This is a genomic window from Phocaeicola sp. RTP21198st1_B8_RTP21198_201120, assembly GCF_040929485.1.
Lineage (GTDB): Bacteria > Bacteroidota > Bacteroidia > Bacteroidales > Bacteroidaceae > Phocaeicola > Phocaeicola dorei.
The window spans coordinates 1-1,054 of record NZ_JBCOCI010000541.1 but is presented as its reverse complement, the minus strand read 5'-3'; the positions used below and the strand labels follow the sequence as shown (position 1 = coordinate 1,054).

Below are 1,054 nucleotides of genomic sequence, written 5' to 3'. Positions count from 1 at the left end.
ATCTATATCTACAGATGATTCCTTAGACATAACATATTTTACACGTTTAGTAAAACCGCCAAGTCCTTTCTCTTTGAGTGCTTCAATATTGATTACATAGATAGCACCATTAAACTCATAGAAAGTAGGAAGTGCCTGTCGACCTTCAGCTTTTTTATTGTATACGAGTTCTACATAACCATCTTCGTTGTCGTTACAGAGAACAGCAGGTGCATGTGACTTTGTTACCGACACTACCATATCAATCTCATCACTATAGAGCAGCATTGCTTCCTTTACTTCATCCACTTTACGTAGAGGAGATGTAGGTTGGAGAAGCAACATGCGGTCAAAGTGCTTGCCTTTCTTCTCGAAGAAATCTACAGCATGGAGCAACATGTCATTGGTAGTAGCGGTATCGGTAGCAAATTCTGCCGGACGCACGAAAGGTACATGCAGCCCATAGTTCTCTACTGCATCGATGATCTTCTGGTCATCAGTTGAAACACAAATATTTTCATCAGATGTGATAGCACGCGCCACATCAATGCTATATGCAATCAGTGGCTTTCCGCAAAGGTCTTTGATATTCTTTCCAGGGAGTCCTTTGCTGCCTCCACGAGCAGGAATCACTACCAATATATTGTTGTCCATAAACTTAAAGATTATAGAATTTCTTTTGTTGTAATTGTTCGAGAGGATAGGTGGAGATTACCTTGAAAATAGCATCTGCAGTACCCTCCTTATCGTATGGGTTTGTTGTAGTCTTGCAAAATAACTTAAACTCCGGTGAAAGAACTTTGTTCAAGCCTTCAATAACCGAAGCCTTGTCTGACTTGCAATCTACAGTTGATTCACTCTTTGTGCGACCATTTTGGCGATCACCAATATTGAGGGTCGGAATGTGTGCAGAAGGAACTTCGAGTATGCCACTTGAGCTATTACCGATAACTGCAGACACATACTGCAGAGCTGACAAATATCGCTTCATACCAAGGCTGGCAAACGCTTTGCAACGTAAGTTCTTAGCACAATACTTTTCAATAGCCGATTTGCTGGCATCTCCACCTTGATC

2 protein-coding genes are annotated in these 1,054 nt (G+C 41.4%); both read right to left on the bottom strand.

All coding sequences use genetic code 11. The annotated features are described in order from the left end of the window. A partial coding sequence (locus tag AB5935_RS27930) for a cytidylyltransferase domain-containing protein (protein ID WP_368328094.1) occupies positions 1-633 on the bottom strand: 633 nt, incomplete at its 3' end. Positions 634-637: 4 nt separating this feature from the next. Then, the coding region (locus AB5935_RS27925; RefSeq protein ID WP_368328093.1) for a UDP-N-acetylglucosamine 2-epimerase at positions 638-1,054 on the bottom strand (417 nt) is incomplete at its 5' end.